This is a genomic window from uncultured Aquimarina sp. (assembly GCF_947500065.1).
GTDB lineage: Bacteria > Bacteroidota > Bacteroidia > Flavobacteriales > Flavobacteriaceae > Aquimarina.
This window is the reverse complement of the sequence record NZ_CANMQT010000001.1, coordinates 1,117,951-1,143,315: the sequence shown is the minus strand read 5'-3', so window position 1 is coordinate 1,143,315 and position 25,365 is coordinate 1,117,951. Positions and strand designations below refer to the sequence as shown.

General features: G+C 31.6%; 25 protein-coding genes. 13 read left to right on the top strand and 12 right to left on the bottom strand.

The features are described 5' to 3' along the window. Nucleotides 1-96 precede the first annotated feature (96 nt). Nucleotides 97-1,200, top strand: a complete 1,104-nt coding sequence (dprA, locus tag Q0975_RS05120) for a DNA-processing protein DprA (protein WP_299434004.1) — start codon at nucleotides 97-99, stop codon at nucleotides 1,198-1,200. A 32-nt stretch (nucleotides 1,201-1,232) separates the two neighbouring features. Here the strand turns inward: dprA and Q0975_RS05115 are convergent, their stop codons facing one another. The 7 genes from Q0975_RS05115 to Q0975_RS05085 form a co-directional block, all read right to left on the bottom strand. Next, on the bottom strand, nucleotides 1,233-1,682 hold the full coding sequence (locus Q0975_RS05115) for a hypothetical protein (protein ID WP_299434002.1): 450 nt from the start codon (nucleotides 1,680-1,682) through the stop codon (nucleotides 1,233-1,235). 151 nt (nucleotides 1,683-1,833) lie between these two features. After that, nucleotides 1,834-2,271 carry a cupin domain-containing protein gene (locus Q0975_RS05110; protein ID WP_299434000.1) on the bottom strand — a complete coding sequence of 146 codons (438 nt, stop codon included), beginning with the start codon at nucleotides 2,269-2,271 and terminating at the stop codon, nucleotides 1,834-1,836. A gap of 134 nt (nucleotides 2,272-2,405) precedes the next feature. Next, nucleotides 2,406-2,945, bottom strand: coding sequence for a nuclear transport factor 2 family protein (locus Q0975_RS05105; RefSeq protein ID WP_299433998.1), 540 nt, complete (start codon nucleotides 2,943-2,945; stop codon nucleotides 2,406-2,408). Nucleotides 2,946-3,061: 116 nt separating this feature from the next. Beyond that, a complete protein-coding gene (locus tag Q0975_RS05100) occupies nucleotides 3,062-3,934 on the bottom strand; it encodes a helix-turn-helix domain-containing protein (protein WP_299433996.1) in 873 nt (290 codons plus the stop codon). A 151-nt stretch (nucleotides 3,935-4,085) separates the two neighbouring features. Continuing rightward, a complete protein-coding gene (locus Q0975_RS05095) occupies nucleotides 4,086-4,649 on the bottom strand; it encodes a hypothetical protein (protein WP_299433994.1) in 564 nt (187 codons plus the stop codon). A gap of 314 nt (nucleotides 4,650-4,963) precedes the next feature. Next, complete coding sequence (locus Q0975_RS05090; RefSeq protein ID WP_299433992.1) at nucleotides 4,964-5,833, bottom strand: AraC family transcriptional regulator; 870 nt, start codon at nucleotides 5,831-5,833, stop codon at nucleotides 4,964-4,966. A 23-nt stretch (nucleotides 5,834-5,856) separates the two neighbouring features. Next, nucleotides 5,857-6,570, bottom strand: coding sequence for a DUF3667 domain-containing protein (locus Q0975_RS05085; RefSeq protein WP_299433990.1), 714 nt, complete (start codon nucleotides 6,568-6,570; stop codon nucleotides 5,857-5,859). Nucleotides 6,571-6,742: 172 nt separating this feature from the next. On the opposite strand from Q0975_RS05085, the gene Q0975_RS05080 reads away from it, so the two are divergent. Continuing rightward, complete coding sequence (locus Q0975_RS05080) at nucleotides 6,743-7,597, top strand: SPFH domain-containing protein (RefSeq protein WP_299433988.1); 855 nt, start codon at nucleotides 6,743-6,745, stop codon at nucleotides 7,595-7,597. A gap of 3 nt (nucleotides 7,598-7,600) precedes the next feature. After that, nucleotides 7,601-7,789 (top strand): Arc family DNA binding domain-containing protein, encoded by a 189-nt coding sequence (locus Q0975_RS05075; RefSeq protein ID WP_299433986.1) that lies wholly within the window; start codon nucleotides 7,601-7,603, stop codon nucleotides 7,787-7,789. Nucleotides 7,790-7,901: 112 nt separating this feature from the next. On the opposite strand, the gene Q0975_RS05070 is transcribed toward Q0975_RS05075, so the two are convergent. The 5 genes from Q0975_RS05070 to Q0975_RS05050 all read right to left on the bottom strand — a co-directional run bounded on the left by Q0975_RS05070 (nucleotide 7,902) and on the right by Q0975_RS05050 (nucleotide 14,610). Next, nucleotides 7,902-11,057, bottom strand: a complete 3,156-nt coding sequence (locus Q0975_RS05070) for a S41 family peptidase (protein ID WP_299433984.1) — start codon at nucleotides 11,055-11,057, stop codon at nucleotides 7,902-7,904. 44 nt (nucleotides 11,058-11,101) lie between these two features. Then, the gene (locus tag Q0975_RS05065) at nucleotides 11,102-12,199 is read right to left on the bottom strand and encodes a glycoside hydrolase family 3 N-terminal domain-containing protein (protein WP_299433982.1); all 1,098 of its coding nucleotides are present in this window, start codon (nucleotides 12,197-12,199) and stop codon (nucleotides 11,102-11,104) included. 74 nt (nucleotides 12,200-12,273) lie between these two features. Next, complete coding sequence (locus tag Q0975_RS05060; RefSeq protein WP_299433980.1) at nucleotides 12,274-13,122, bottom strand: sulfurtransferase; 849 nt, start codon at nucleotides 13,120-13,122, stop codon at nucleotides 12,274-12,276. Between the two features lie 8 nt (nucleotides 13,123-13,130). After that, nucleotides 13,131-13,586 carry a nuclear transport factor 2 family protein gene (locus Q0975_RS05055; protein WP_299433977.1) on the bottom strand — a complete coding sequence of 152 codons (456 nt, stop codon included), beginning with the start codon at nucleotides 13,584-13,586 and terminating at the stop codon, nucleotides 13,131-13,133. A gap of 28 nt (nucleotides 13,587-13,614) precedes the next feature. After that, complete coding sequence (locus Q0975_RS05050; RefSeq protein ID WP_299433975.1) at nucleotides 13,615-14,610, bottom strand: NAD(P)H-dependent glycerol-3-phosphate dehydrogenase; 996 nt, start codon at nucleotides 14,608-14,610, stop codon at nucleotides 13,615-13,617. A 214-nt stretch (nucleotides 14,611-14,824) separates the two neighbouring features. Here Q0975_RS05050 and Q0975_RS05045 point away from each other — a divergent pair, with 214 nt between their 5' ends. The 10 genes from Q0975_RS05045 (at nucleotide 14,825) to Q0975_RS05000 (ending at nucleotide 25,294) form a co-directional block, all read left to right on the top strand. Beyond that, on the top strand, nucleotides 14,825-15,748 hold the full coding sequence (locus Q0975_RS05045; protein WP_299433973.1) for a nicotinic acid mononucleotide adenyltransferase: 924 nt from the start codon (nucleotides 14,825-14,827) through the stop codon (nucleotides 15,746-15,748). A gap of 208 nt (nucleotides 15,749-15,956) precedes the next feature. Then, nucleotides 15,957-16,169 (top strand): hypothetical protein, encoded by a 213-nt coding sequence (locus Q0975_RS05040; protein WP_299433971.1) that lies wholly within the window; start codon nucleotides 15,957-15,959, stop codon nucleotides 16,167-16,169. Between the two features lie 114 nt (nucleotides 16,170-16,283). Further along, nucleotides 16,284-16,823 (top strand): 3-hydroxyanthranilate 3,4-dioxygenase, encoded by a 540-nt coding sequence (locus Q0975_RS05035; protein ID WP_299433969.1) that lies wholly within the window; start codon nucleotides 16,284-16,286, stop codon nucleotides 16,821-16,823. 11 nt (nucleotides 16,824-16,834) lie between these two features. Then, nucleotides 16,835-17,377 (top strand): hypothetical protein, encoded by a 543-nt coding sequence (locus tag Q0975_RS05030; protein ID WP_299433967.1) that lies wholly within the window; start codon nucleotides 16,835-16,837, stop codon nucleotides 17,375-17,377. Beyond that, complete coding sequence (locus Q0975_RS05025; RefSeq protein ID WP_299433965.1) at nucleotides 17,361-17,756, top strand: hypothetical protein; 396 nt, start codon at nucleotides 17,361-17,363, stop codon at nucleotides 17,754-17,756. The genes Q0975_RS05030 and Q0975_RS05025 overlap by 17 nt, the downstream gene beginning before the upstream one ends. Before the next feature lie 246 nt (nucleotides 17,757-18,002). Further along, nucleotides 18,003-19,556 (top strand): aldehyde dehydrogenase family protein, encoded by a 1,554-nt coding sequence (locus Q0975_RS05020; protein WP_299433963.1) that lies wholly within the window; start codon nucleotides 18,003-18,005, stop codon nucleotides 19,554-19,556. Nucleotides 19,557-19,772: 216 nt separating this feature from the next. Further along, the gene (locus Q0975_RS05015; RefSeq protein WP_299433961.1) at nucleotides 19,773-20,150 is read left to right on the top strand and encodes a hypothetical protein; all 378 of its coding nucleotides are present in this window, start codon (nucleotides 19,773-19,775) and stop codon (nucleotides 20,148-20,150) included. 205 nt (nucleotides 20,151-20,355) lie between these two features. After that, nucleotides 20,356-24,387, top strand: a complete 4,032-nt coding sequence (locus Q0975_RS05010; protein WP_299433959.1) for a response regulator — start codon at nucleotides 20,356-20,358, stop codon at nucleotides 24,385-24,387. 389 nt (nucleotides 24,388-24,776) lie between these two features. Then, a complete protein-coding gene (locus Q0975_RS05005; RefSeq protein WP_299433956.1) occupies nucleotides 24,777-24,971 on the top strand; it encodes a hypothetical protein in 195 nt (64 codons plus the stop codon). Between the two features lie 149 nt (nucleotides 24,972-25,120). Further along, entirely contained in the window at nucleotides 25,121-25,294 is a 174-nt protein-coding gene (locus Q0975_RS05000) for a hypothetical protein (protein ID WP_299433955.1), read from the top strand. Nucleotides 25,295-25,365: the final 71 nt, after the last annotated feature.

Sequence of the window (25,365 nt, the reverse complement as noted above, 5' to 3'; positions counted from 1 at the left end):
AGGTAAAAAAAATTGGTTTTAATAATAACTATACCCCTTGATTTTATTAACAGTTTTGATTTTTTTCGTTTCTTGTGCTGACTTATAAGAGATTAGATGACCACAGAAAAATTAATTGCATTACTTACCTTAAAAAAAGCTCCGAATCTTGGCGATAATTCTATCAAAAAATTAATTAGAGAAGTGGGCTCTGCGGAAGCGGTTCTAAAGGAAAAACCAACTAACTTGTTAAAGATTGATGGTATTGGAACAGTAAAGATTAAAGAAATTCAAAATAAAACACATCATAAAGCCGCAGAAAGCGAATTACGATTTATTCTGGATAACAATGTTAATTATATGGCATATGATGAAGCCGACTATCCGGAAAAATTGAAATATTGTATAGATAGCCCTGTGGTTTTGTTTAGTAGAGGAAACATCGATTTGAAAAACAAAAAGATGTTGAGTATTGTTGGAACAAGAAAAGTAACAAGTTATGGAGTTAGGTTTTGCGAAGAATTGATTGAAACACTCGTTCCATTAAACCCAGTAATCGTATCAGGTTTCGCATATGGCGTTGATATTACTGCACAAAGAGCTGCGGTAAGACATAATTTACAGACAGTTGGGTGCCTTGCTCATGGATTAAATCAAATATATCCTAAGACCCATAAAAAGTATATGTCACAGGTTGAAGAAAACGGAGGATTCTTTACCGATTTTTGGAGCACGGATACTTTTGACAGGAATAATTTTTTAGGTCGTAACCGCATTATAGCAGGATTAAGTGAAGCTACCATTGTAATCGAAAGTGCAGATAAAGGAGGTTCTTTAGTTACTGCGGAAATTGCAAATTCTTATAACCGAGAAGTTTTTGCTGTGCCCGGAAGAGCAGGTGATGCACTAAGTTCGGGTTGTAATACCCTTATTAAAACACAAAGAGCGCACATGCTAACCAGTGCTGCGGATCTTATTTATATGCTTAATTGGGAATTGGACAAAAAAGAACAACCAATTATTCAAAAACAACTTTTTGTGGAGTTAGAAGATACTGAAAAGAAAATCTATAGTTTCCTGAACAAAAATGGTAAGGAATTACTGGATGTCATTGCATTACAATGCGAGATACCTACGTTTAAAGTAGCATCGATATTATTAAATATGGAATTAAAAGGAGTGATCAGACCATTACCAGGTAAATTATTTGAGGTGGTATAACATTTTTGAAATAAAAAGTATCTGTAACCGATTTATTCTTTGTCAATTTTAAAGAATAGTATGCGATACTTTGGCAACAATAAAAGAATCAAAAAAACAAAATCAACAACTGTTTGTATTATTGGTATAAGCAGAGGATCCATTCCTTCTTCAACAATTGAAGGAGGCCCAACTATACTGGTAGTTGTAAAATTTCCAAAGTGATCTACTATCGAAATTACCAGATATACAATTGTAGCTGTCCAGGTTAATAATCCGCGCCACTTTATTATCACAATGATAAGAGGTAAAGCCAAAACGGCCGAAAATATGTCTAGATATGCAGGGTACATCCACGCTTCTGATTCTGAATCGTTATTAATGTCATTAATTAGCTGTAGAGCAATTAACCTAGAGATTTGTAGGAAAATCCATACGGTTAATCCTATTACAAAAAGCTTTTCGTCTGTTTTGAAATTCTTGAATTTAATTGTAGTATTCATAATGCTTGTAAATTGGTTTTTGATAGTTCCTCATTTACGTCTATTATCCCTATTAAGAATCCTAATATTGCCCTTGAAAAGTAGTGAATTTGATTAGTTGTGTTAATAATTATGAAAATAGAGAGTTTAAAAAATTAGCAATTATATACTTCTATTCTTCCTCATAGATATCAAATTCAGCAGAAATGGATTTCATTAATTGAGCGTTTTCAAAATGGCTATCAGACATTTTAGAAAGTTTTTCCAAGTATAAATCAAACTGACCATTTTTGAAGATACTTAGCATTTTCCCTCCTTTTTCGCATTTTGCAATATGCCAAACATTAGGAGGAACTGTGATTGTATCTCCTGGTTTAGCGATGATAGTTTCATCATCAAAAATCAACTCTACTTCTCCTTCTAAAATGTAAAAGATCTCGGTCATTATTTTGTGATGATGTCTTTTTAGATAAAACCCTGGTTTTAAGGTGTCTTCAATAAAAGATAGTTCACCATTGGTATTATTTGAAGAAAGTTTGATGAAACAATGATCTTGAGAATAGTTATAGTTTTCGCCTTGACCTTGTCGGATAATTTCTTTTTCTTTCATTTTTGTTTTGCTTATAATTCGATTTCATAAAACACCAATGCAATTGGGTTACATTGGTGTCTATAGCATTAAGTTGAATTCGATAAGGATGATCTATTGTATTATATAACAGACAAATCCTAAGGGATTCGTATTTATTTTTTGGATTTGTGATGATAGGCACGAGAAACTTCAAAACTATCTTCAAACCAGTTCCAAAGGATCACTTTTCCATCTTTTACTTTTACTCTAAGTGCGTAAGTGAATTCGCTGGTTTTTTCATTGGATTTGGTCAGAAGACCAACCATTTGGCCAAAGAAAGCTGCGGTATCCCCATTGGCAATTGCATCATTGGGTTCCCATTTTACAGTTTTAAAATTTTCACCAAATTTGGGCATAAATTCTTCTAGAATTACTTTTTTGCCTTTCCAAGGTCCTATCCATGGCATGCTTTTATCTCCTCCATTTTGCCAAACCATATCTTCATGCATAAGACTTACCATGGTTTTCATATCTCCTTTTCCCATGGCTCCCATAAAATCCATGGCGATTTTCATAGTTTCTTCAGATTGTGGATCTATATTGATTTGTGCTTTTGTTTCAGCTTTGGAAGTACTAGTATCATTTGAATTGGTCCAACTTAAGAATAGTGTTAATGATACTAGCAATGAAACTGCGATTAGAAATTTTTTCATGATTATTGTTTTAATTATTGATGTTTTCTGATTATGTGTGATAACAAAGTTAGAGGGGCACCGAAAAGTTATTAGGTTAAAAAAAGACTTTTTAGGGTGAAAATTGGAAAATAGAGTTATTTGCGATTTTCTTTAAATTGCTTAGGTGAAAGCCCAGTCTTTTTTCTAAAATATTTGAAGAAGTTAGTAGGTGTACTAAAACCAGCTTGATAGGCAATTTCAGTAAAAGAAAGTTGCGAATTAATTAAAAGTCTTTTGATTTGTAAAATTACAATCTCATCAATAAATGATTTTGCATGCTTGCCAACCATACTATGTGTTATATTATTTAATGTTTTGGTTGTGACCCCCATTTTATTGGCATAGTAAGAAACTTTTTTACTTTCAAAACATTCTTTTTCTACTAATTCTTGTAGATAAATAAATTTTAAATGATATTTTCTATACCCTAAGTTATCTTTTCCTTTTGATTTTATTCGAAAAAGTTTCAGTATTAAAACTTGTATCAAACTTCTAATAATTTCAATGGAATAGCTGTCAATTACATCTAAGTATTCTTGCTCTATTTGATTTATCAGACTCTTTATTTGGGCAAAATTACTATCATCTAGTTGTAATTTTGGAGAACCTAGCATTTCGTTGAATAGTTGAAATAATTTTAGGGTTTCAATTTTGTCAGAATAGCGAATTACAAAATCTTCAGTAAAAACAAGAAACTTTCCTTTGGCATTAGTTTTATAGAACTTGTGGGTAGAACTCTTGCGTAATGTAAAAACTGTACCTTTTTTATATGAGTAATCACTATAATTAATGCTGTGCTTACCGTTATTATGAGTTATGATTACTATAGCGTAAAAAGAAATTTTATGATGATCAAATTGATTATGGTCTTTAGGTTTCCGTTTTAAAATACTTTCTAAATCTACCAGGTCAAAGTGGTGATTGGGATTTATGTTTTTAAAGACTATTTCTTTAAGTACCATATTCATTGTGAATGGTTGTTCATTTTATATGATTTTTGTTTAATTTTTCAAAAAAAAAGGGCGATACATTACTGGATCACCCTTATTAAAGTTCAATAAGTTTTTACAGTATTGCTCTTATGTATGTTTCGATGTTTCTCCGAAATTGTCTGATTTATTAATTTAGGTTTATGATAAAAGATGCGCCTGGACTTACATCAAAACCTTCACCTATTTCTACTACAATGACAGTCTCAGAATCAATTCTTAAGTTTACGGAACTATCACTACTAGTAAATCCTGAAATATTGTGTGGCTCGGGAAAAGTAAAGTAATATCTATCAAATTTACCAGTCGGAATAACTCCAAAAACATCAGCAACATTTAACCAAAATGGGTCATTAGCTTCAGCGATTAGGCTATATTCTATACTGTTTTCAGTAAAATCTATGCTGTATAATCCGTTTACATCTCCTGCGGGAGTGCCATTTTGAGCTAAAGCCGTAGCAAATTCCGTTATGGAATTTGAAAGTGTAGCAAACTCATCATAAGCGTCATCGGGTTGTCCAAATATACTTGCATACGTATCTTCTTGCTCACCGGGGTTTTGTAAAGTATTTCTTAGGATAATGCTTACCCCTTCAGAAAGTGGCGTTATTACGGTGTTGTCATCATCATCACTACACGATGAGAAGAGTAAAGAACAGAAGAAAGTGAATAAAAATATTTTGCTAAATTTCATGATTAATCTTTTTAAAATTGCTTATTAATTGTAGTAGATGCTGTTAAAACCTTCGATTATACCTTCAAAAGAGCTACTTCCTTAGAATCTAAAAGAACCTTATGAATATTATTCGTTAGTTATAATTGGTGATAAATGTGAGTAAGTGTTATTCCAAGATTTACAATCCTTATGTTACTAAAAATCCGGTAATATGCTCTTTGTTATTCATAATTTTGACGATTTGTGATTATTGAATAAAACAAAGGTAGATTGGAATCGAACAACGGTTAGGTTAAAAAAAAGCTTTTTAGGGTAAAAAAAGGAAAGTATAGTTATTTGCAAGTTTCTTTGAACTGTTTGGGTGAAAGCCCTGTCTTTTTTCTGAAATATTTGAAAAAGTTAGTAGGTGTGTCAAATCCAGCTTGGTAGGCAATTTCTGTAAAGGAAAGCTGAGAGTTTATTAAGAGCCTTTTGATCTGGAGGATTACAATTTCATCAATAAACGATTTAGCTGATCTACCAATTACACTTTGGGTTATATTGTTTAATGTCTTGGTTGTAACCCCTATTTTATGGGCGTAATAAGATACTTTTTTGCTTTCAAAACACTCTTTTTCAATTAGTTCCTGTAGGGAAATGAATTTTAGATGATATTTCTTTCCCTTTAAATTATGATTGTTTTTTGATTTTATCCGAAACAGTTTTAGTATTAAAACTTGCATTAGACATCGTATTATTTCGATTGAATAAGTGCTTTTCAGATCAGAATACTCTTTAGATATTTGACCTACTAGATTTTCTATTTCTACAAAATCATTACTGTTTAGTTGCAGTTTTGGTGAACCTAACATCTCATTAAATAATTGGAATAACTTTAGAGTTTCACCTTTATCTGAATATTGAATAATGAAATCTTCGGTGAAAACGAGAAATTTTCCTTTTGCATTGGTTTTATAGAACTTGTGGATATTATTCTTTCGTAGCGTAAAAACTGTTCCCTTTTTATATGAGTAATCTGTATAATTGATACAGTGTATCCCATTTTCGTGAGTGATGAGAACTATAACGTAAAAAGAAATTTTGTGATGATCAAATTGATTATGATCTTTAGGATTTAATGTTAAAATATCCTCTAAATCTACCAGATCAAAGCGGTAGCTGTTATCCTGTTTATTTTTAAAGGCTATTTCTTTCATAGTCATCTTAGCATAATCGATTATAATTCCTATTTAATAATCCAAACGTAGACCATTGGTACAAGGTAAAAAAGTAAATAAGTGAAAAATACAGTAAAAAAAGAAGCAATTATTTTTTCAAAACGCTCTCCTTTTTCCTTAAAAACCTTAAATAAGAGGAATATTATATAGATAAAAACTAAAGGGTCAAATACAATTGGTATTCTGAGAACTAAAAATGAAAAAATTCCAAATATGGTAGCGTGGCCTATAATGAAGGAATTCATTGCTAAATGCTCAAGAAAACTTAATTTGCTAAAAAACAGTTTAGTAAATAAACTAAGAAATAAAATATTAAGAAGCCAAAAGTATTTAATATAATGACCTATGATCTGACCAGCTTCATAACTAAACTTATATGTGGTAGATTTTTCTGTATCAATAAAATTTGATCCAGATATATTTATAATGTCAAATTGAGATTGAATGAGTAGAAATAATGTTATTGCAATAAATGAATAGCTTATAGGATTAAAAACATGTTTTCGTTGTCCATTGATATAATTAAGGATAGTATTCTTTGGAGATAAGGTAAGATGCTTAAGGTTATAAAGAAAACCTTTGTCAAGATCTAAAAACCTAGATAAAAAATCACTTACTAAAAAAGAAAAAGTAATTTTTTCTATAGTACTTTTTTGTCCACATTCTGGGCAAAAGTTCCCATTATATGACGTTTTACAGTTGAGGCAGTTGATTGATTTCAATAGTTGTTATTATCTGTTTTATTAGGGGATAAATATAGATAATAATACCATGTAGACTCAGAATTTGTTGTAATAAACCTTCTTTTTCATACTGACAATTACTCTGATTAAGGTGCGTATTCGGATAATTCAAATTTTTTTTGTATCATTGTGATATCAAAATGATATTATTATGAAAAACGAAAAGAATATTAAAGTACAAAACGGTTACCTATTTTTTGGGATTGTAATAGTTTCAATTCTGGCATTGGTTATAGCAGCAATAAAAACTGATAATCCTGAGTTATTATTTTTATTACCAATAGGATTAATTGCTTTTAGAGGTTTTTTTATTGTAAACCCTAATAGTTCCAAAGTGATGGTATTATTTGGAGCTTATAAAGGAACAGTTAGAGACAATGGCTTCTTTTGGGCAAATCCATTTTATACAAGACAAAAAATATCATTAAGAGCTAGAAATTTTGATAGCGAACGAGTGAAGGTGAATGATAAGATTGGAAACCCAATTATGATTAACGTAATTCTAGTATGGAAAGTAAGTGATACTTTTAAAGCAGCTTTTGATGTAAATGATTATCAAGAATTTGTAAAAGTGCAAACCGATGCAGCAGTAAGAAAATTGGCTGGATCTTATCCATATGATAGTTTTGATGATGCACAAGCAGACTTGACATTACGATCAGGAATGGATGAAGTAAATGAAGCGTTAGAAAATGAAATTACAGAACGTTTATCGATGGCAGGAATCGAAGTGATGGAGGCAAGAATAGGATATCTTGCGTATGCTCCCGAAATCGCGAGTTCTATGTTAAAAAGACAACAAGCAGTTGCGATTGTAGCTGCCCGAAAGAAAATCGTAGAAGGAGCAGTTGGTATGGTTGAAGATGCATTAGATAAATTATCTGCAGATGGTATTATTGAATTTGATGATGAGAAAAAAGCATCTATGGTTAGTAATTTAATGATAGTTTTGTGTGGTGATAAGGAAGCTACACCTGTGATTAATACAGGTACCTTAAATTCATAATGTATGAGTAAGAAAAAATCATTTGTGCTACGAATAGATCCAGAAACCTTTAAGTCGATTGAGAAATGGGCAGATGATGAGTTTCGGAGTGTGAATGGACAATTAGAATGGATGATTAATAAAAGCCTTAAAGATGCAAAACGTCTTAAGAAAAAGAATAAAGTAGATCCTGATGAGGGATTAGAAAACTAATATTTTTATACAATAAAGACCTAAGAAACATTGTTTCTTAGGTCTTTTCTTTTTCTAAAAGTTGACTAAAGTAAGCTCTAAATAACTTCTCCACTAATCTTTAAATATTTCATTAATTTGCGGTTAGTTGTTGTAAAATTTCAGAAATGGCTTTATCTAGTTGTGGTTGATTTCCGTCAATACGATCTTTAAAGGTTTCTTTTACATATATATCAGGGGAAACTCCTGTTTTTTCAAGGTTTTTGCCATCTAAAGTATAGCATCCCCAAGATGGTAATCTATAATAAGATCCATCTACTAAACGCTTACCAGAAGTGAATATAATCCATCTGTAGGTTTCTGTACCTATTATTTTTCCCAAACCAAGTTCTCTAAAACCAGCTGCTGTCATTTCTGCATCACTCAATGTTTGTTCATTAATTAATAGTATGATTGGTTTAGCACCTGGAGTAAAATTTGGCTGAGAAGTTAATTTACCATCTCTGTATTTCCATTGTAAATATGGTTTTTGAGATAAGAATTGCAATACCTCATCGTGTACATTACCTCCAGTGTTAAATCGTAAATCTAATATCAAAGCGTCTTTTTTATAAGACTCAGAGACCATTTCTTTTTTAAAATTAGTAAGTTCATTACTTCCCATATTTTTCATATGAACATAAGCTATTCTATTATTACTTTTTTGATTTACATAAGATTGATTGGAATCTACCCATTCATCGTACAAAAGGTTCCTGTTATTTCTTGAAGAAATAGGATGAATATTCGTTGAAAATTCTTTTCCGTTTCGTGAAAAGGTTAGCATTACTTCGGTATCCAAAGAAGGTTGTGCAAAATAAAATTCTCTATTCTTTTTTGAATCAACTTTGTTACCGTTTACGGCGGTCAATCTATCTCCTTTGGTAATGCCTTTATTTTTTATATCTGCAGGTCCATCCGTAATAATTCGTTCTACTAAGAATGGATCTTTTACTGAAAAAATAATACCAATAGATGAACTTTGCGTCTTATAGAATGCTTTTTCTTCATCCCCGTTAGAATTAAATCGTACATGAGATGTATTTAATTCTCCAAGCATATCGTTTAATAGTAACCTTAATTCAGAACGGTTATTGATAAAAGGTAAGAATTTAGAATATTCAATTTTTAATTGTTTCCAATCTTCGCCATGAAAATCTCCGTCATAAAAGTTTTCTCCAAAATTTGCCCAAGCTTCATGGAACATCTGTTCGAATTCATTAATGAACGCTTTACGAAACGTGAAATCAATTTTAATCTTCTCGGTTTTATTGCTTTTAATATCTAATGTATTTATATTTCCATCAATCAAAATATAATTTTGATCCTTTGCAGAGGCTATCTGGTAAGTATAGCCTTTGATTTCTGTAACCTTTTCAGTTTTATTCTTTTCGAACGGTTTGATCGTGGTCTTCCATAATTGAGGTTTTCCTTTATCATGATTCGAAATGTATAAGATATATGAAGTTTCATCTTTACTAATTATATCGGTTGCTCCTTGATGACCGAATTCAGGACTAATACGTTTAATTCGATCTGTTAATCCGTCTTCATTAATATTGATATCGAGGTTTTTAATAACATTTTCCGTATCCTCTTTTTTCGAATCTTTTTCCTCTTCTTTTTCAGCACTTTCTACAAATAGCTTATCAAACTTATCTGACCTGAAGGGTTTTTCATATTTATCCAGAGCCATACGATAAATACTAGCTTCATCTAATCCATAAGGATAACTTGGTTTAGTAGGGTTCGAGCTAAAATAGATATACTTACCATCATATGACCATAAAGGACTATTTTCTGTGACACCAGTTTTAGTTAGGTTAATGATTTTTTTTGAAAGGATATTATAAACAAAAATGTCATTTTCAAAATTGCGAATTGCATTATAAACGATGTAATTTCCATCAGGGGAAAATTTTGGTTGAGGTGCATATAATGCCCAAAATTCATCTTTTACAACGGTTTCGCTTTTTAGTGTAGTTAGATCAAGCACTCTAAGCTCATCTCTTCCACTAATATAGGTAGCTTTCGTGTGTTTTGGGTTTATTTCAATATTGATATTGTTTCTTGAATCTTTTGTAATCTGTTTCTTTTGCCTTTTGCCATCAGCCGAAATGGTAAATAAGTTCAAATACCCTTTTACGGTTTGATTAAAAAGTAAGGTTTTATTGTCTGCTAACCATTTTACTTCTACTACACGTTCTTTAGGATCATTAATAGAAATTTGTTTGATAAATTTACCTTTAATATCAGAAACAAATAATATTCCTCTGGAAATAAATGCCATTTTTTTATTATCAGAAGAAATGTCAAAGTTGGTTATTTTACCATCAACTTTAAAGTCTTGGGTTTTCTCTAGCGTATTATTGTTGAATAACTGGACAGCAACTTTTTTCGAACTTTTAGAAGCAACATCATATATATAAAGTTGATAATCTTTAGTAAATGTTACTTTTTGGCCATTAGCACTTACTTGTGGTCTTTTAATGGCGTTTGTGAATTGTGTTAGATTGGTCTTTTTATTTTCTTTTAAAGTATATAAGTTGAATTCTCCATTTATTTCATCAGAAACAAAATAAAGAACACCATTTTTATCAAAAGTAGGCCATAAATCCATACCGCGATAAGAAGTATGCTGAGTGTATTTTTTGGTGGAAAGATTGTAAGATTTAATATCGGGATTATAATCTCCTTTATATCTTTTTCTATGAACTAACCCTGAACTTTCAAAGCTCTCGTTAAAATATATTTCTCCTGTTTTTGGATGTTTTGCAACGTTGTGTACTCTGTTGAAATAATGATGAAACAATCGTCGCGGTGTATCTCCAAGAATTGACACTTCATAGCTACTAAAGCTATTTTCTCTGGAAGAAGTAAAGAATATTTTTTTAGAATCCCATGACCAACTTTCTACAGTATCCGCGGAATCATGAAATGTAAGCTGCCGAATTTCTCCACCTTCTAGAGGTATAATATATACATCTTTATTACCGTATTGGGAGGCGCTAAATGCTACCCATTTTCCATCTGGAGAAACTGAAGGACGGGTTTCATCTCCTTGCATTCCCGTAAGTCTAGTGGCGTTTCCACCGTTAGAATTTATTTTCCATAAATCTCCATCATAACTGAATATAATAATATCACCATTAGGAGTTAGCGTCGGATCTAGCGTAAAATATGTTTCTTGTCCTTGAATTAGTATGGAAAAAAACAAAGATAAAAATAGTGTGAATGTTGATTTGATCATGTTGATTGATGTATGAATGTTGACTTCGAATAATGGATTATAGATTAAATAACCCCACCACAAACCTTCAGTCGCAGCACTTTCTTAATCGACTGTGTTACTTGTTTTTTATACTCGGGATTTGTTTTCATTTCAGCAAGAATAGCATTGATTGTTGCCTGTTCGTTTTGAGGCATTAAGATTAAGTCACAACCGGCTTTAGAGGCTAATAACGGTGCATTCTCTAGAATGGTAACAGCTTTCATAATATTTAAGGCATCAGAAATGATAACTCCTTTAAAACCCATTTCTTCTTTAAGTAAACCCGTAATGATTTTTCTAGAGCAGCTTGATGGTAATCCATCTGTTCCGTATTTCTCGTTGTTTTGGATGGTGATATGAGCAATCATAATGGATAGCACGCCATCTTCAATAATCTTTTTGTAATTATCTACTTCTTGTAAGGGGCCATCGATATATACGCTTTGTTTATGAGTATCACCTTTTACCAAACCGTGACCAGGAAAATGTTTGGCAGTCGCGATAATACCACCTTCCTGAGTGCATTTTATAAATTGATTAGCAAGATTAATTACGGAGTCTTTATTGCTGCCATAACTTCTGGATTTAATAGCTTCATTACTGGCACTTATATCCAATACTGGTGCATAATTATGATGAACACCTATTGCTCTAAGTTCTGTGTTAATAGTATTGACCACAATATCGGATTGTGTTTCGGTTTTAATATCTATGGTTTTCCCAACATCTTTTGCACCTTTTATACGACTAGCAAATAAACTAGGTTCCGCATCCATACTAAAGAGTAGAGGTAGGGTTTTGTTTTTGGCAGAAATCGCATTTAACGTATTGATACTTTCTGTATGCTTTTTTTTGCTTCCTTTAAGGAAAACTACACCGCCAATGGCATCATTTTCGGTCAGCTTTTTTACTGTAGCCATGGGTTTTCCTAATTCACCAGCTGATGATATAATCATCTGTGCTACTCTTTGTTTTTCCGATAGTGCGTGATAAATGGAATCTACAGTATATTCTAGTTCAGAATTATAGGTATAGAAATCCTGTAAACCGAATTTTGAAGATTGTGCATTGGTAGCACTATGTAGTAAGATCGCTAAAAGTAATAATTGGAGGTTTCGCATTTAAAATAATTGTTTTTTTAAGTCTTTTATGGTTAGTTCTCTTTGGGAGAGGATTAAGGTGAGGTGTTATCGTACTAACATTCAATCGGAACACCATCTAATTGACCCCATTCACTCCAGGAGCCATCATAAATCCATAGATCAGTATAACCAGAAAGTTTAGCCGCCAATAAAATGATACAAGCAGTTATGCCTGAACCGCAGCTAAAGATCAGTTTTTTATTTTCAATATCAAAATCGGCAAATAGCTTTATGAGTTCGTTGGTTGAACGCATTTTTCCATTCTCTAAAACCTTGGTATATGGTAGACTTATTGAATTTGGTATATGACCTCCTTTTAGATCCGATCTAGGTTCAGGAGCTAATGCTTTATATCTGCCATGTGAGCGTGCATCAAGGATTATAGATTTTGAACTGTTCGTTTCAGATAAAATGTCTTTTGCATCCAATGTACATTTGGAATGATCGTTTATTTTGAAATCTCCTAATTGAAATTCAGGAGTAATTTGTTTGTTTTCAGTGGGGGACTCGTTGTCTATCCATGCTGGAAAACCACCATCAAGTATAGCTATATCTTTATATCCCATAACAGTAAACATCCACCAAGCTCTAGGGCTAGAATAGATTCCTATGGTATCGTATACTATAATTTTAGAATTAGCATTAATTCCTAACTTTCTGCAATTTTCCTCAAAATTATCTGGAGAAGGAAGCATATTAGGTAAATCGGTATCTTGATCAGAAAAGGATTTCTTAATGTCAAAAAATCTGGCGCCTGGTATTTTTAGATCTTCATTTGATGAATCCTCAGAGGAAGTTACTTTCTTAATACTCGCATCAAGAATAACCAGGTCAGGATGATCTAAATGTTCTGAAAGCCAATTTACGGAGACTAATGGAGTCGGAAGTTGTAGTGTTGTCATTTCATTGTTTATGATACTTGAAACTTATCCAGTAATCGATTGGTTTGTTGATGTAGTTTTTTCTTAAAGAAATTAGTGCCTCCTAGTAATTTTCCTTTCCAACCAATTGCTTGAGAAGCCCATCGATGAAGATTAAAATGATCTGTGTGTTTTATGATTTTACCATCCTTAAACTCAAATTGGGCATCGATACTATTGTGCACTTTTCTTCCTGTTTGACTAAAGGTATACCGGGCTTCCCAATGTGCGGATCCTGTTTTATCATCCGCTTCGATTTTAGAAAACTCTACCGTAAGATCTTTCCCGTTTTTGCAGAGCATTTGCCACATTTTTTTGGCTCTTTCTCCTTTTAGTTTTCCAAAACCAGGATCTTCAAAAACTACATCTTCGTGATAACATGATATCATTTTATCCGAATCTTGCTCACTTAAACCAGTGTAAAATGTTTCAATAAGTTCTTTCATAATTATCTTGTTTTTAAATCAGATCTATTTAATCTAGCTTATCAGCTAGTTTCTTAAAAACCTTTTTTGGATTTTTGTTTTCATATAATACATCATGCACCGCATCAATAATTGGTGTACGAGTACTTTTAGTAGCATCTAATTCATAAGCAGTTTTTGCTGCATAGTATCCTTCAGCGATCATACTCATTTCCATTTGAGCACTTTTTACAGTGTATCCTTTGCCGATCATATTACCAAACATACGATTACGAGAGAAAATAGAATATCCAGTTACCAATAAATCTCCGAGATATGCAGAATTATTAATATTACGCTTCATTTTATGAACTTTTTTAATAAAACGTTTCATCTCTCTAATAGCATTACTCATTAATACGCTCTGAAAATTATCTCCATATCCCAATCCATGAGCAATTCCAGCGGCAACAGAATAGATGTTTTTTAGCACAGCAGCATATTCAGTTCCTATAATATCGTCACTGACTTTACATTTAATATATTCGCTACTTAAGTTTTTAGCTATAATTTCTGCTTTTGCTTCATCATTAGAGGCAATTGTTAAGTATGAAAGACGCTCCAGAGCTACTTCTTCTGCGTGACAAGGTCCAGTAATAACACCTATATTATTAAAAGGAATATGATATACATCGTGAAAATGTTCTCCAACAATTAATCCGTTTTCAGGAACGATTCCTTTGATAGCAGAGAAAATTACTTTATGCTCTAATGATACAGTAAGTTTTTGTAATTCAGTATGCAAGAATGCAGATGGAATAGCAAAAATTACATAATCCGCGTATGCTACTGCTTCATTAATATCATTGGTAAGTCTAAGCTGATCCATCTTAAACTCTACTGAGCTTAAATAGTTTGGATTATGTTGCTGTCTTTTGAGGTGTTCTAAGGCATATACGCTTCTCATATACCAACCTACCTCATTAAGGTTTTCGGTCAGCATTTTTACAATAGCCGTAGCCCAACTACCACCACCGATTACAGCAAATTTTAATTCTTTCTCCATCTAAAATGATTGTGTGCTCAAAAATAAGCAAAATACACTTCAAAATAAACACCTGATAATCAAATAGATGTGTTTTTGGCATACGTTTTGGTTTCTCTTATATGAAATGAGCCATTGGAATATGTTGATGGAAAACCAAACGTTCTATGGCGAATTCTATCTGACAAGTAAAAAACAATAAAAAGAGCAGATAAAATTGAAAAACACTTAGCTTATGAAGACTTTAAAATTACTTTCGGCTTTTATCTTAGGTTCAATGCTTTTAACTTCCTGTGTAGCAGAAGTTATAGTAGAAGATGATATTTTTATTGAAGAACCAACAATTACTTTGGATGAATTATTAAATACCTATGAAATATGGTATGTAGATATAGAACGAACACAAGGTAATGGAGAGATTCCTTTTCTTCAGAAAGCATTTACAGTTTCTTTTAAAAATGGAACATTTTATGCAAATAATAACCTTGTAGGTATTGGTAGTAATGGAAACGGTTTTGGATTAGACGTTGGATATTACAATACTTTTAATATGGAAGTGGATGTCAGTCACGATATTGATGGAACCTATAGTCTTGATGTAACCCAGTATGGCAATAATGAGATACGATTGTATGATGTGGTTACCAATACTAGTTATTATTTGATAGGTTATCAAAGAAATACTTTTGATTATGATAAAGTGTTCTATGATAATATTCATTACTTCTTGCACGAGTATATCACGTGGGAAAAAGTATATACAAGCGAGTTTGGAGCTTTAAATGAGTTTGATAATGAAAATTATTTACAGTTTTTGTATTACGGATCGGGAGATAACTTTAAAAGTTCTGAGGATGATAATGTGTCCAATATCAATGATATATACTATGATTATACAGGGTATTATGCGGTAGAAGATGTTCCAAATAATTTTTATATGAAAAATTTAACACTTGATTACGATTATTTGGGCAATGAATATTTCGAGTTGACCGTTATAAATGATAGTAAGATAGAATTGCTACATCCTGCTTCAGGAACGATTTATGAATTTGTTGGTAGAGGATACCTTCAATTTAAGAATTCTAAAGATGGGAAACTATCTCAGAATGATAAGAAAAGAATAAAAAAAGCTGATTTTATGAAGCTTACAAAATAAAAACCGTCGCACTAGACGATATAAATTTTTTTGGTTGGTTATTTAGTTGGAAATCGCTCTACAAGAGAAATCTTGTCTGAGCGATTTCTTTTTAGTGAGCTTATGAATTGATATAAGTATTTGATATTGAAGTCTTAATTATGATTTATTTGGGGAATTAATATTATATTTTTTTATCTTTAGTAACTCAACAAATCAAATTAATATTATGCTTAAAAAAATTTTAAACATCGACAACAGTAAAACACTAAGCAAGATTCAGCAAAAATCTATTCAAGGAGGAGGTTTCCCGTTTTTTGATGAGTGTTGCGCCTGTATTTTCAGGCCTGGAAATAGCCCATACCAAATATTTATTACACAATCTTGTTCTGATCCATGTCCAACTGATGGAAGTCTAGAATATGAAGATACTGGTTGCTAAATCTAAAAATAAGCGAACTTCGGTTCGCTTTTATTTTTTTAAGTAAGATTTAATTGGTTTTAAGTAGGATTTACGTCCATTTCCTTAATTTTATATTTCATAAAATAAATAAGTATGGCAATCCAAAGACCTTTTAACCTTAATAAGTGGATAGAAGAAAATAGAGATACATTAAAACCACCAGTTGGGAACAAAAACTTATACAAAGAAGCAGGAGATTACATAGTAATGATTGTTGCTGGACCGAACGCAAGAAAGGATTATCATTATAACGAAACTGAGGAGTTATTTTATCAGTTAGAAGGCGAGATAGAAGTACATATTCAGGAAGATGGTGAAAAAAAGACTATGAAATTAGGACCAGGTGATATGTATTTACATCCAGCAAAAATTCCTCATTCACCAGTGCGTCATGAGGGATCTATCGGACTTGTTATAGAAAGAAAGCGAGTTGACCTAGAGGCAGAAGATGGACTATTATGGTTTTGCGATAACTGCAATGCTAAATTACACGAAGTGTATTTTAAGTTGAATGATATAGAAAAAGACTTTCTGAAACATTTTAAAGACTTTTATGGCAATGAAAGATTAAGAAGTTGCAATAATTGTGGTACAACAATGCCAGTGGATAAACGATTTGTAATGGAGAAGTAACTGAGGTATATATGATGTACAGAATATTTTTAATCGTATTTTCCTTTTCAACCTATGGTCAATTGAGTGATGAAAAAATCAAAGTAGAAGATTTTAATAGAGATACAGTTAATGACACATTGAAAATAGGAAGAGGGTACGTTCAAATAATAAACGGAAAAACTAAAGAAAAACATGAACTTTCTGATTATGGATGTTTTTGTGATATCAAAGATGTGGTTACTATATCCAAAGAATTAGATAAAATCGAGAACAGACTTTTTTTGGAGGCGATGAAAAAAGAATTGCTTCCTGAGCATAGAAGTAAACCAGATGCTTCATTAGAGTGGATGATCAAAGGTGCATTTTTGAATGCTAAATTAAATGATAATGCCTTTTTTAGTCATATTTATGATCCTAAAGTACCTTGGAATAACCGTAACTATAGAAATATCAACAACTATTATATTGATATAAAAGGAGATACTCTAAGAAGACTACAAACTTCTTTTTATAATGACAATGAACAAGTTGATATAAATACTAAGGGTTTTTTTGGTGTACTATGCTCATAATCATTATCGAAGTAAATCAGGAGATAGTGTAACACTTGTCGACAAGAATGATCTGTATAGTATATCAAGGACTTCACACGGTGTTATTGCAGAAAAAAATAATTTTTATAAGTGGTTATTTATTAGCGACTATACACTAACAGGAGGGCCAGAAAAATTAAGATGGGAATCAATAAAAAAAGTAACTCTTTTTGATAAATATATAGTAGTCGAACAAAGTTTACCTCCAGATACACGTAAACAATTCTTTGTAATAAATATTGAGACAGGTATTTGTGGTTTGTTAAAAGAAGATGTGATTATCGATGAAAAAAGTACCCATATGTTAGAGAGTGTTTTTGAAGAACTTGAAAAGCATTATATCTTAAAAGAAAATTAGAGTCACTAAGTTATGCGTGGTATTTTGTGTCTTAGTGCTGATTAAATCAAAATTATAAACAGGTAACTTTTGTAGTAGTAAATAAAGATCAATTTAATTTGAAAGATCTTATTCTAATAGAAAATTGATTTTTTTAGAGGGGTTTTTTTGAAGAATCATTCAAAATCAACTTTATAAACGATCAAAATTTAATATATCTTTAAAAGACAGTATCTTTACAATCTCAAAAAAAATAATTCAAAAAACATGGCAGCTATAGCAACAGATTTTGGAATAGAAGAAGCATTAAAACAATTGGGTGTTTCTGATCTCAATAAAGGAACTTCTACAGGTTCTGATTGGTTTTCTAATGGAGAAGAAATTTCGTCTTTCTCTCCTGTAGATGGTAACTTAATCGGGAAAGTGACAACTACTACTACTGATGATTACGAAAAAGTGATAGAAAAAGCGCAATCAGCGTTTAAATCATGGAAGATAAAGCCAGCACCTCTTAGAGGAGAAATCGTAAGACAGTTTGGAGAAGAATTACGAGCTTTGAAAGAACCACTAGGTAAATTGGTTTCTTATGAAATGGGTAAATCTTATCAAGAAGGTTTAGGAGAAGTTCAGGAGATGATAGATATCTGTGATTTTGCCGTAGGGTTATCAAGACAATTACACGGGTTAACTATGCATTCTGAGCGACCAGGACATAGAATGTATGAGCAATATCATCCAATGGGAATTGTTGGAATTATCTCTGCATTTAACTTCCCAGTTGCAGTTTGGGCTTGGAATACAGCTTTAGCCTGGATTTGTGGAGATGTATGCGTATGGAAACCAAGTGAAAAAACACCATTGTGTGGAATCGCTTGTCAGAATATTATTGCTAAAGTTTTAAAAGATAATGATCTTCCTGAAGGAATTTCTTGTCTTATCAATGGAGATTATAAAGTGGGTGAGATGATGACCACTGATAAGCGTATGCCATTAATTTCTGCAACAGGATCTACCAGAATGGGTAAAATAGTTGGAGCAACTGTTGGACAACGTCTTGGGAAATCATTATTAGAACTAGGAGGAAATAATGCAATTATAGTGACTCCTGATGCTGATATTAAAATGACAGTTATTGGTGCTGTTTTTGGTGCGGTAGGAACTGCAGGACAACGTTGTACATCTACAAGAAGATTGATTATTCACGAATCAATGTATGATAAAGTAAAAAATGCAGTGGTTGATGCATATAAGCAATTACGAATAGGAAACCCATTAGATGAGAATAATCACGTAGGTCCGCTTATTGATAAAGATGCAGTAAAAGGATATCAAAATGCTTTAGAAAAAGTTGTTGAAGAAGGTGGAAATATTGTTGTTGAAGGTGCTGTACTTTCTGGAGAAGGATATGAAAGCGGATGTTATGTAAAGCCTGCTATTGCTGAAGCTGATAATTCGTTCGAAATTGTACAACATGAAACTTTTGCACCTGTTTTATACTTACTAAAATATAGTGGTGATGTAGAAAATGCGATTGATGTTCAGAATGGTGTTGCACAAGGATTATCTTCTGCGATTATGACCAATAACCTTCGCGAAGCAGAAAGATTTTTATCTCACGCTGGATCTGATTGTGGAATTGCTAATGTTAATATAGGAACATCCGGAGCTGAAATCGGTGGTGCCTTTGGTGGAGAGAAAGAAACTGGAGGAGGAAGAGAATCTGGTTCTGATGCTTGGAAAGTGTATATGCGAAGACAAACAAATACTATAAATTACACGACGGAATTGCCTTTAGCACAAGGGATTAAGTTTGATTTGTAACAGATAATATTAAAAAAATTAATAAAGCACTCTTTTCTGAAAAAGGGTGCTTTGTTGTTTTTATAACTATTTATTTTTTAAGCTTTTATGAAAAAATAAGGGCTAATGACAAAATTAGAATAAAAAGAGATTTATATAGAATATATATCTTCGCAATAATAAAGACGCAACCACTACCTCATAATTGCATCTTTATTATAAATATGTAAAAGAGATATGAAGAAGTTGACTTTAATTATTTTGGTACTATGTTCTGCTTGTAATCTGGATGAGCAAGATACATTAGATCCAGTTTTTTGTACAGAAGAACTTAGAGCAGGGCTAGAAATTTCTGTAAAAGATGCTACCAATATTGACGCATTTTTGATTTCAGGAATTACCGTTGTTGTTATGGATGGTACTTATACAGAAACTTTGGTGAATTTTACTGATACAGATACTTTTGTTGGTGCTTTTGAGAGAACAGGAACATATACATTAACAATTAGGGGTGACGGTTATGAAACCTTTACTTCAACTATTCCAATTATAGTAGACAAAGATATTTGTCATGTAATTACAGAAAGCAGGGAAATTATACTTCGTCCTAATTAGAAAGTAATTTAAAGACAATCTCGAAACTAAAAGATAACTATAATAAAGTAGTACTATATTTACATGGACTTTTGATTTAGCTCCATAATTTTTCTATAGAAACATATATTATAAAATTTCTTGTGTTTTTAATCGTTTAATGAATCTATATAATATATTCATAGGGTTTTATGATGCTTCAAAATTATAGATTAGGGCGCCAGAAATGAAATTAACAGGTTTTATTGTTTTGTTTTTCTTAGCAACTTTTTTTCAAATAAGTTATGCACAACTACATAATTTTGATTTTAAGAATGGAATAAATTATGCTAATAAAGATGGGTTATCTGGGGCATTTGTTTCCGATATTGTAGAGGATAACAAAGGTTTTTTATGGATAGCTTCAAGTAGAGGTATTAGCAAGTTTGACGGTAATTTTTTCGACAATTATATACATTATCAAAAGGACACTATCAATGAAGAATTAGGGTCTATATCCAAACTTCTCTTAGATTCATCTAGTAATAGGATATGGGCATCCGGAAGAAAAGGTATTTTTTATTCGTGCAGAGAAAGGCTAAAGTTTATAACTATACAAGAATTGATACCCTCATTAAAGGAACTGGATTTAAGGCATTCATACAGTCTGGTTCTTGATGATAATATATTATGGACTTCTTCTGCTAGTCATGGATTAGTTAGAATTGATCTAACTACCAAAACATATGAAGGATTTACATTTTCAAACTCAAAGCAACAAGATAATGCTAGATTAAATGGTGTAACAGAGATTATTAAAGATTCTGAAGACAAAACCCTACTATGGGTTGCAACAACTGAGGGATTGGTAAAGTTTAATACAGTTTCGAATAAGTATAAGGTCTTTTTCTATGATGGAAAGCCGGAGAAATCTCAAAACCGAATCAGAAAAATAAGCGTTGTCAGAAACAACATTTATTTAGGTACTTGGGATCAAGGATTGATCATTTTCAACAAAAGAACAGAAAAATTTAAAGATGGTTTTAAAAAACATTACCCAAATTCACATCGTTTAATCCTTAATCTGTATAAAGAAAACCAGAATATACTATGGGTCACTACTAGTCATGGCTTAATCGAATACGACACAGATTCCAATAAGATACTAAAGACTATTGATCATCAACCAGAAAAAGGAACTTTAAAAGGAATTACGTTTATAGATTCACGTGGAATCATATGGTACGGACACGGGAAAGGTCTATTTAAATATGACCCCAAACGAATTCATAATGAATTTATAAAATTAGAAGAAAGGAATTATCTACAAAATTCAATGAATGTAGATAAAATTATAGATGTAGACGGGTTTTGGTATGTTTTAGGATTCAATAGTTCAGGATTATACAAGATAAATCAAGTAGATAATAGTTATGAAGTAATTAAAACCCCACATTTTGATTACATAGAAAACAATGGATATGGTCTAGTAGATATGATAGAAATGAAGGATGGTAAAATTCTAATCGTATCGCATAAAAAAATCGTGGTTTTTGATCCTAAAACAAATAAGATAGTATTATCACCATTACAATTACCCTATGAAAACCCTGCGATAAGGGTTATAACTAAGGATAATAAAGGTAGATACTGGATTGGAACAAGGATTGCTGGGTTGTTTTGTTTTGATTTTGAAAACATGACCATTGATCATTTTAAAGATGAATTTAATGAACACAAAAAAGGCAATTATAGTTGGATAGAACATATATATGCTGATTCCAGAGATAAATTATGGATCAGGACCGCGAGACAAATGAGTGTTATGGATTTAAATGATTTCTCGATTCATAATTATAAAAAAGGCGAAGTATTTGATAATGTTGGATGGTTTTTTGAAGATAATAAAGGGAGAATCTGGGTTACAGGACATGAAGATGGAATTGGATATATAGATGATCAGGATTATAAAAAAGGAATCCTCCATAAAATTCGTGATTATCAATACAAACTATACAAAGGCAAGGACAGTTTAGTATGGACTATTGGCAGAGGTATTGGTATACTTAATACAAATTCTAATACCTACAAAAAAGTTAATTTAAACGTTGGTGATGAGATAATACCAAGAGGACCTATAATCTCTATTGGTAATAATAAATATGTTATCGGATGTAATGACGGAGTGTTGCTGTATAATCATAGGATGCAGAATAAAGAATTACCAATACCATATATCCGAAGTATAATAGCAGACGGCAAAGAGGTATATAAAGGAATAGATCTAAAGAAAAAAAATCTTGTTTTTTTAAAAAACACACAACATATCTCTTTTAATATTAGTGCATTAGGATTTCGGATACCTGAGAATATAAAATACCAATACCAATTCAATAATAATTGGTTTGATGTTGATGCCAATCAACAAATAAATTTCACCAATTTACCTCATGGAAAATATATTATAAAATTAAGGGCTTATGACACTCCTGATTCCTATAATTTGATTCCTGTAGAATATCATTTTACAATCCAAACTCCTTGGTATTTAAAGAGGTGGGCTTATGGGGTTTATATTTTAAGTTTTGTTTCGTTTATCCTTTGTATAATTTATAGACAATCTACAAAATTAGAAAAAGAAAAAGCAGCATTAGAAAAAGCAGTAAAAGTGCGTTCTGCAGAGATACTGGATAAAAATGCACAATTAGAAGTACAAGCAAAACAATTAAAAGAAATGGATCAGGCTAAGTCCCGTTTCTTTGCCAATATATCTCATGAATTTCGTACACCGATAACATTAATTAACGGACCTATTAAAGATGCTTTGAGAAATAATCATTATAGTTTTTCATTAAGTACCTTGAGAATGATGAATCGAAACACTGATCGTTTACTAAGGTTGGTAAATCAATTGTTGGATTTATCGAAGCTAGATGCAGGAAAGTTAAAGGTTGATAACGAAGAAGGAGATTTAACTTATTTTTTAAGAACAATAGCCTCTTCTTTCGCATCTCATTCGATTAACAAGAAAATAAAATATGAAATAGATGTTTCTCAAGGTTCATTACCAAGTTTATTTGATTCTGAAAAATTAGAGAAAATATTATATAATATCTTATCAAATGCATTTAAATATGTAAATGATAATGGTGAAATAAGATTTAGCGCTAAGGTAAAAGAAAACTCTTTAACGATAAAGATATCCAATACAGGAAAAGAGATTTCTAAAGACGAATTGCCATATATTTTTGATCGTTTTTATAGAGTAGAGGACCCTATGGTTCTTGATCAGGAAGGAACAGGGATTGGATTATCTTTAACCAAAGAACTGGTAAACTTAATGAAAGGAGAAATACGAGTAGATAGTTCTGCGGTGAGTGGAACTGTTTTTACTATTGTATTACCAATCATATATTTATCTAATAACAAGTTATCAGAAAAAAAGATATCCAACTCTTATATCAATGATCAAAAAACAATTTCAATTTCTGAAGAAAACGATCAAATTCAATATAGTAAGGATACAATGATTGTATTGATTATAGAGGATAATCAAGATATGAGAGGATATATTAAAGCAGGTCTTTCTTCTCGCTTTAAAATTTTAGAAGCTCATAATGGATATGATGGGTTGACAATTGCAAAACAAGAAATTCCAGATTTAATTATTACAGATTTGATGATGCCGAAAATGGATGGAATGTTACTTTCTGAAAAAATTAGGTCCGATGAAAAAACAAGTCATATTCCAATTATAATGCTTACCGCAAGAGCAGAAAAAGAGACTAAAATAAAAGGATTTTTGCGAGGAATTGATCACTATCTCACAAAACCTTTTGATAGCAAAGAGTTAGAAGTAATGGTTAACAATCTGATTTCACAACGTAAAAGATTAAGAAAGCTATATAGTGAGCAGGTTACTTTAGAACCAAAGCAAGTTATTATTTCTTCTTTAGATCAGATGTTTCTAAATCGTTTGACAGATTGTATCGAAAAGAATTTATCTGATTCAGATTTTGGCGTTACAAAATTGTTAAACATATTAGGAGTAAGCAGAACACAATTACATCGAAAGATAAAAGCATTAACAGATGAATCTCCTGGAGAGTTTATAAGAAATTATCGTTTAAAAAGAGCTTCGCAAATATTAGAACAGAATGGAGAAAACATAAGTCAAGTAGCTTTTATGGTTGGCTTTAGTGATCCTTCTTATTTTTCGAAATGCTATAAGAAGTTGTATGGAAAATCTCCGAAAAATGTTTTGAAGCTAAACCGATAATTCAGTAAATCGTAATTGTTTTTTGCTTAATGGGTATACTTCATCATCTTCATGGCAATTTTAATCTACACACATACACTTTGTAACAAACTTTGTATTTATATCATTTTGGAACATAAGTACATGTGATTGGAACATGTGTCCAAGTCAATCATTAGCGAACTAAGTTTCTTTGATTGGACCGGTTTTATACCAATTTTCATGTGAAATGATATTATGTTAGTAGTAGTCTACTATTACCAAGAATTAGAATTCTCAGCACTAATCATTATAAGCTGGTAAGATACGTTAGAAGTAATATCAGTTTTCAAAAAATTCTTGCAAGGATAGACATAAAACCTGAGTGTCTATAAATGTTCAGGTGAATGCTTAATTTTAAATTAAAACCTATGTTAAAAAACATTTTAAAAATTGAAGGAATTCAAACGTTAAATAAAATAGAACAAAAATCTCTTCAAGGAGGACGATATGGAGGAAACGGTGCCTGCTTCTATAAAAATGGACAATGTTGCGATACTTCCAGTCCAAATGGAGTTTTCTGTGAAGCTGGTAGATGTACTACATATGGCTGTCTTTGGTATTAATCTTTCGTTGGTTTTAGTTCATAAAAGCTAAAGCTAATGTTTGATGAGAATTAAGAGAATACAAAAGTATTCTCTTAATTCAACTATAAATCAAGGATATAATTTTTTAAATAATTATGTTGAAAAATATTTTGAAGATAAATGGCGCAATGGAATTAAATAAATATGAACAGCGCATGTTGCAAGGAGGTTGGGTTCGTGAAGAAGGATGTTGTCAGCAAGGTAACCTATGCTGCGTTCCCACAATTTCGGGAACTTATAGTTGTATGGTCGCTATTTGTAATCGTGGTATAGCATGTACTACACATCATTTACCGAGATAAAATAGTATTACATAAAACTCTTGTAAGAATAGACATAAGGCTTAAGTGTCTATAAATGTTTGAGCCTATTA

What these genes read in the sequence shown, in the direction of transcription:
- dprA (WP_299434004.1), top strand. Translation starts at nt 97, where the DNA reads ATGACCACAGAAAAATTAATTGCATTACTTACCTTAAAAAAAGCTCCG.
- Q0975_RS05115 (WP_299434002.1), bottom strand. Translation starts at nt 1,682, where the DNA reads ATGAATACTACAATTAAATTCAAGAATTTCAAAACAGACGAAAAGCTT.
- Q0975_RS05110 (WP_299434000.1), bottom strand. Translation starts at nt 2,271, where the DNA reads ATGAAAGAAAAAGAAATTATCCGACAAGGTCAAGGCGAAAACTATAAC.
- Q0975_RS05105 (WP_299433998.1), bottom strand. Translation starts at nt 2,945, where the DNA reads ATGAAAAAATTTCTAATCGCAGTTTCATTGCTAGTATCATTAACACTA.
- Q0975_RS05100 (WP_299433996.1), bottom strand. Translation starts at nt 3,934, where the DNA reads ATGAATATGGTACTTAAAGAAATAGTCTTTAAAAACATAAATCCCAAT.
- Q0975_RS05095 (WP_299433994.1), bottom strand. Translation starts at nt 4,649, where the DNA reads ATGAAATTTAGCAAAATATTTTTATTCACTTTCTTCTGTTCTTTACTC.
- Q0975_RS05090 (WP_299433992.1), bottom strand. Translation starts at nt 5,833, where the DNA reads ATGACTATGAAAGAAATAGCCTTTAAAAATAAACAGGATAACAGCTAC.
- Q0975_RS05080 (WP_299433988.1), top strand. Translation starts at nt 6,743, where the DNA reads ATGAAAAACGAAAAGAATATTAAAGTACAAAACGGTTACCTATTTTTT.
- Q0975_RS05075 (WP_299433986.1), top strand. Translation starts at nt 7,601, where the DNA reads ATGAGTAAGAAAAAATCATTTGTGCTACGAATAGATCCAGAAACCTTT.
- Q0975_RS05070 (WP_299433984.1), bottom strand. Translation starts at nt 11,057, where the DNA reads ATGATCAAATCAACATTCACACTATTTTTATCTTTGTTTTTTTCCATA.
- Q0975_RS05065 (WP_299433982.1), bottom strand. Translation starts at nt 12,199, where the DNA reads ATGCGAAACCTCCAATTATTACTTTTAGCGATCTTACTACATAGTGCT.
- Q0975_RS05060 (WP_299433980.1), bottom strand. Translation starts at nt 13,122, where the DNA reads ATGACAACACTACAACTTCCGACTCCATTAGTCTCCGTAAATTGGCTT.
- Q0975_RS05055 (WP_299433977.1), bottom strand. Translation starts at nt 13,586, where the DNA reads ATGAAAGAACTTATTGAAACATTTTACACTGGTTTAAGTGAGCAAGAT.
- Q0975_RS05050 (WP_299433975.1), bottom strand. Translation starts at nt 14,610, where the DNA reads ATGGAGAAAGAATTAAAATTTGCTGTAATCGGTGGTGGTAGTTGGGCT.
- Q0975_RS05045 (WP_299433973.1), top strand. Translation starts at nt 14,825, where the DNA reads ATGAAGACTTTAAAATTACTTTCGGCTTTTATCTTAGGTTCAATGCTT.
- Q0975_RS05040 (WP_299433971.1), top strand. Translation starts at nt 15,957, where the DNA reads ATGCTTAAAAAAATTTTAAACATCGACAACAGTAAAACACTAAGCAAG.
- Q0975_RS05035 (WP_299433969.1), top strand. Translation starts at nt 16,284, where the DNA reads ATGGCAATCCAAAGACCTTTTAACCTTAATAAGTGGATAGAAGAAAAT.
- Q0975_RS05030 (WP_299433967.1), top strand. Translation starts at nt 16,835, where the DNA reads ATGATGTACAGAATATTTTTAATCGTATTTTCCTTTTCAACCTATGGT.
- Q0975_RS05020 (WP_299433963.1), top strand. Translation starts at nt 18,003, where the DNA reads ATGGCAGCTATAGCAACAGATTTTGGAATAGAAGAAGCATTAAAACAA.
- Q0975_RS05015 (WP_299433961.1), top strand. Translation starts at nt 19,773, where the DNA reads ATGAAGAAGTTGACTTTAATTATTTTGGTACTATGTTCTGCTTGTAAT.
- Q0975_RS05010 (WP_299433959.1), top strand. Translation starts at nt 20,356, where the DNA reads ATGAAATTAACAGGTTTTATTGTTTTGTTTTTCTTAGCAACTTTTTTT.
- Q0975_RS05005 (WP_299433956.1), top strand. Translation starts at nt 24,777, where the DNA reads ATGTTAAAAAACATTTTAAAAATTGAAGGAATTCAAACGTTAAATAAA.
- Q0975_RS05000 (WP_299433955.1), top strand. Translation starts at nt 25,121, where the DNA reads ATGGAATTAAATAAATATGAACAGCGCATGTTGCAAGGAGGTTGGGTT.